Raw genomic sequence first — 4,892 nt, forward strand, 5'->3', positions numbered from 1 at the left:
TTCAGAATAGTTGCTTTTTCCAATAAAGAAATTCCAGTTTAATTCATCAATAAATTGAGTTATTGCTGTTTGTTCATCTCGATCAGTTACTGCTTTATAGAGCCAGCTCATTTGAGTGTGATTGGTGAAATTAAATAGCCCAGCTAAATATTGATGAAAATTTTCGGTTGGTAATTCTGCTTTTTCCTTATCAGTTAAATAATGTGTCATGTTAAAACTGTGACGCTGATAAGAAAAGCGAGCAGGTGAGAGATCAACAATGCCATAGCCTTGATCTGTCATGGCAAAACAAGAACTAGCTATATCTGGAGTTGAACAGGAATTACCGCGAACGATATTCTGCGCATGAATATGTCCAGAAAAAACAGCGGTCACTTTATATTTAGTGCATAATTTTTGTAACTCTGACGTATTATCCAGAGTATAACCACCATGAATAACCTGATTATGGTCATATAAATTATGATGCATAAATATTAAACTGCGTTGATTGTTCTTTTTAGCTTTTTCTAAATCATTTTCAAGCCATTGCAATTGTTTGGAGGATATTCTTCCATTAGTAATTGGAGTAAGTCCTTGATGACTGTAAATATTAGAATCTAAAAAGATTAAGTGATACTGGCTATTTAAATTCACACTATAAAACAATTCTGCACTATCAGTATTTTTATAACCGTCTGGAAAAATTGCTTTCCAGTCAAAAGGACTAATTTGTTGTGCGTACAATTCCTTTTCATTTTCAAACTTACGGGCCCAACCATCATAAATGTCATGATTTCCAGGTACAACAAAAAGATGAACACCAGCCGCTTTTAACGGAGAAAAAATAGATCGTAGTTTTTTAGCTGATGCTAATTCACCGTTAAAGGTTAAATCGCCGGTAATAATTAGTGCAGTAGACTTGTCTTCAATTATTTTGCGAGTAAAAGCTGTTAAAGCTATTTCTTGATAATCCAAATCTTTTCCAGCACTCGTATCTCTCATCCGTTGAAAGGCTGATCCATTATCATGCAATTGATTGGTAATTAAGTGAGTATCTGAAATGATAAATAATTTTGCATGATCTTTATCTGTAATAAATTTAGCAACCATTAAATCACCTTCTTAGAATCAATTATAATGGAATTCTTTTGTGAACATAAATTATCTAGCTCTAAGTCATATCAATTAACTTTGGTAACAGTAAGTGTTAGGGTAAAAGTGTTACAAAGCCAACATTCAATCTAAAAAGTTAGGAGGATTTTTATGGATAAGAGAAAAATAGTTATTATCGGAGCTTCTCATGGTGGTCATGAGGCCGCTTTTGAAATTTTGAATCGCTATGACAACGTTGATGTCACCGTTCTAGAACAATCTGATTATATTTCATTCATGTCTTGCGGAATGAAGCTTTATCTTGAAGGTGAAACTACTGGCATTAATGATGTTCGTAATTTCAGAGCCGAGGATTTAAAGAATAGAGGCGGCCACATGTATAACAATACTAAGGCCACCGCAATTAATACTTACACCAATACTGTAACTGCCGAAAATGTTAAAACAGGAGAAAAGAAAGATTTTCATTTTGATAAATTGATTATTTCATCTGGTGTAAATCCAGCGAAGCTTTCAGTACCTGGCAGTGACTTAAAGAATGTTCTTTTAATGCGTGGTTACGACTGGGCAAAAGAGATTGAAGTAGCTAAAAACGATGATAGTATTAAAAACGTAGCAATCATCGGCGCTGGTAATGGAATTGCTGCAGCAGAAGTTATGCGCAAAGCTGGCAAGAACGTAACTTTAATTGATGGTGGTAAGAAGCCACTTGAGAAATATTTAAACAATACCTACACTGATGTTTTTGAAAAAGTTTTAACTAAAAATGGCGTTAACCTAGCAATGGATACTCTGGTTAAGGGCTTTTCTGGTAACGGACGTGTTGAAGCAGTTAAAACTAATCATGGCGATATTCCAACTGATTTAGTAATTGAAGCAATTGGAGTTAAGCCAAACACAGATTGGCTTGATGGCACTATTGATCTTTATGACAATGGTTATATCAAGACTGATGAATACTTTAGAACCAATGTACCAAATATTTATGCAATTGGGGATGCCGTATTCCCATATAGTATTCCAGCTAACCGTCGGGTTCCAATCCCATCTGCCATTGCTGCTCGTCATGAAGCACAATATGTTGTTGAGCACTTATTTGAATTAACACCATCCAGACCATTTACTGGAATTGTTGGTGCACAAGTGCTAGAAGCATTTGGCATGCATGCTGTAGCTACTGGTTTAAACGAGAAGAATGCAGAAAAGGCTGGTATGGATGTGGCAGAAATTACATTGAAGGATACCTTGAGACCAGATTACATTCCAGCAGACAAGAATCCAGAAATTTACATTTCATTGGTCTATGACAAGAATAGCCATCAAGTTTTAGGTGGCTCCACTTTGTCGACATATGACATTACAGGTCAAGCTAACGTATTGTCTCTTGCAATTAGAGAAAAATTGACGTTAGAAGATTTAGCTGAAGCTGATTTCTTCTTCTCACCAAGTTTCGATCGTCAATGGAACATGGTAAACTTAGTTGCACAAAAAGCATTAGGCTACGATAAGATTGTTTAATAAATTAAATTGAATAAAAAAATACTCTGTAACTATTAAGCAAAAGCTGTTAGTTGCAGAGTATTTTTATGCTATTTTCCTGTAGGAATCTTTATTACGATAATAGAAATAATAAACAAAATTACAAATATCTAGGTAAGCCAATTCATCTGGTCATGAAAAAGAACAGCTCCTACAATTACAGATCCCACTGCACCAATACCCGTCCAAACAGGATAGGCGATTCCAATAGGTAAATGCTTCGAAGCAATAATTAAGCCTGCAAAACTAGCTATCATGCCAATGATAGTGATAATAGCCCAGCCAATCTGATGAAATCCATCGCTAAGTTTCATTGCTGTTGCTCACCAAACTTCACATAATCCTGCTAATATTAAGTAAATCCACGTCATCTTCTTTCCTTTCTAAAACTAAAAAAAGCAACCAATACACTTCTTCAAAGACCTAATGAAGTGTATTAATTGCTCTTACAAGTTTGTTCTCCGGTGGGAAGAATATTGTATTTTCAGTTTAATTTTAACAAATTTACAAAAGTTTGACAGTTATCTCAATATAGAAATTATATTTTTAAGGAAGAATATTTATAATTGGATTATAATGTAGGTTTATTAATTCTTGCTAAAACCAGCTTCATACCAAACATCAGCTGAAGGTTTAAGCGACCATCCAGTAATTTTTGAATTTACTGCAGTGATTGAATAAGTACCAGTTGTTGGTACGACATATGCATTTTTATACATCCATTGTTGCCATTCATGCATTTTCTGCACGCGGTATTTTTCATTAAATGCTTTTTTAGAATCAATTTCATCTAATAATTTATTTATTCATTGGTGAAACAAAGAGGGCAAAATTATAAGGCATTTTTTCTTCATAGAATACAGCAGGAGAGGAATCACCTGATGGATCCCAAGCATTAGATAAAACATCAATTCTAGGATCACTTGATTTAATTGCATTAATCCAATTATTAAACCCCATTGGACGTCCTGTTAAAAACTCAGCCTTCAAACCAATCTTTTTCCATTCCTGAATATAGTTTGTCCATAAAGCTTCTACATTAATATCTGAAACGTGAACAGCTAAATTAATAGTTAACTTTTTTCCATTAGGCTGTAGACGATATCCTGTTTGCTTATCTTTTTTATAGCCAGCTTGATCTAATAATTTATTTGCTTTTTCTAAATTAGAGGAATAAACCGGAACCTTAGCATCATGAAATTTACCAAATTGAGCAGGAATTAATGAATTAACGCGGTAGTCTAATCCACGGAAGAATCTCTGGTTGACTTGATCGATATTCATTGCATGAAGCATAGCTTTTCGTAAAGACAGATTATTCATCTTAGCATGTGGATTTTGAACATTTTTACCTAGTTTTTCATCCCATTTTCCAACTTTAAAGGCAATAAAACTATAAGTCATGCCCTTTTCTCCAACAAAGTTGACACCTTTAGTATGTTTTACTTCATCATATTGCATATTAAGTACTTGAGTTACATCAAACTTTTTGCTTTTAATTGCTTGTGATGAACTAGTTGTAGAAACAGCACTAATTTGAACGTGTTCAAAGTTGGGCTTTATGGAATAAATGGTCTTCGAAAAACTCAGAGTAACGGAAAAATTAATGTTGAAACTATCTGTGATATGCTTGCTGCTTCCGCTGGATTGCTGATGGGACAAAGAGGCAATATGGTTCCGATAGTAACTATCCGAGGATTTGAATATGAATTTGATAGGGATGCAACAATAAAAGATGCTGTTAATTTATGTCTTATGTCCAACTTAATCATTCTTAGAGGTAATTCGGGTAGTGGCAAAACTACTTTATCTAAGCAAATTCAAAAGAAAATAGGTAAAAACACTCTACTCATTCCTCAAGATACAGTTCGAAGAGAAATGTTAAATGCAAAAGATGGAGCTGATAATCCAGCAATCTCTTTGTTGATGGATTTATTGGGGTATGGTCATGAGCATTGTGACTACGTAATTTTAGAGGAAATCTTGAATGTTAAGTGGTATGCTCCAGTGTTTAAGAAAGCAAAAGAATTATTTGGAGACAGAATTAATGCCTATTATTTTGACATTCCTTTTGAAGAAACAATGAAAAGGCATCAAGAACGGCATATTTCTTCTTTTGGCGAAGAAAAAATGCGTTCATGGTGGCTAGAGAAGGATTATATTGGTTTTATTCCCGAAAAGAAATTCACGATTGACATGAGTTTGGAAGATGAACTAGAAGTTGTGATGAATGACGTAGTAAAAAGATAAAGGGGAAT

General features: G+C 34.2%; 6 protein-coding genes. 2 read left to right on the forward strand and 4 right to left on the reverse strand.

Annotation, left to right across the window (positions count from 1 at the left end; all coding sequences use genetic code 11):
- Nucleotides 1-1,092, reverse strand: a 1,092-nt coding sequence (locus tag JEM49_RS07980) for a metallophosphoesterase family protein (RefSeq protein ID WP_201874571.1), incomplete at its 3' end; no start/stop codon positions are given.
- Nucleotides 1,093-1,245: 153 nt separating this feature from the next.
- Here JEM49_RS07980 and JEM49_RS07985 point away from each other — a divergent pair.
- On the forward strand, nt 1,246-2,613 hold the full coding sequence (locus JEM49_RS07985) for an FAD-dependent oxidoreductase (protein ID WP_201874573.1): 1,368 nt from the start codon (nt 1,246-1,248) through the stop codon (nt 2,611-2,613).
- A gap of 131 nt (nt 2,614-2,744) precedes the next feature.
- Here the strand turns inward: JEM49_RS07985 and JEM49_RS07990 are convergent, their stop codons facing one another.
- From JEM49_RS07990 to JEM49_RS07995, 3 genes are all read right to left on the reverse strand, one after another.
- Nucleotides 2,745-2,948 (reverse strand): DMT family transporter, encoded by a 204-nt coding sequence (locus JEM49_RS07990; RefSeq protein WP_239460794.1) that lies wholly within the window; start codon nt 2,946-2,948, stop codon nt 2,745-2,747.
- A gap of 273 nt (nt 2,949-3,221) precedes the next feature.
- Nucleotides 3,222-3,383, reverse strand: a complete 162-nt coding sequence (locus tag JEM49_RS10565) for a hypothetical protein (RefSeq protein WP_242509806.1) — start codon at nt 3,381-3,383, stop codon at nt 3,222-3,224.
- 49 nt (nt 3,384-3,432) lie between these two features.
- Nucleotides 3,433-4,296: an ABC transporter substrate-binding protein gene (locus JEM49_RS07995; protein WP_242509807.1), complete on the reverse strand. Its 864-nt coding sequence runs from the start codon at nt 4,294-4,296 to the stop codon at nt 3,433-3,435.
- Between the two features lie 93 nt (nt 4,297-4,389).
- On the opposite strand from JEM49_RS07995, the gene JEM49_RS08000 reads away from it, so the two are divergent.
- Nucleotides 4,390-4,884 carry a kinase gene (locus tag JEM49_RS08000; RefSeq protein WP_087176406.1) on the forward strand — a complete coding sequence of 165 codons (495 nt, stop codon included), beginning with the start codon at nt 4,390-4,392 and terminating at the stop codon, nt 4,882-4,884.
- Nucleotides 4,885-4,892 lie beyond the last annotated feature (8 nt).

It is taken from the genome of Lactobacillus sp. A27 (genome assembly GCF_016742815.1).
Classification (GTDB): Bacteria; Bacillota; Bacilli; order Lactobacillales; family Lactobacillaceae; genus Lactobacillus; species Lactobacillus gallinarum.

Bases quoted from the DNA above. Each gene is read 5' to 3' on its own strand.
- JEM49_RS07985 (WP_201874573.1), top strand. From the start codon at position 1,246: ATGGATAAGAGAAAAATAGTTATTATCGGAGCTTCTCATGGTGGTCAT.
- JEM49_RS07990 (WP_239460794.1), bottom strand. From the start codon at position 2,948: ATGAAACTTAGCGATGGATTTCATCAGATTGGCTGGGCTATTATCACT.
- JEM49_RS08000 (WP_087176406.1), top strand. From the start codon at position 4,390: ATGTCCAACTTAATCATTCTTAGAGGTAATTCGGGTAGTGGCAAAACT.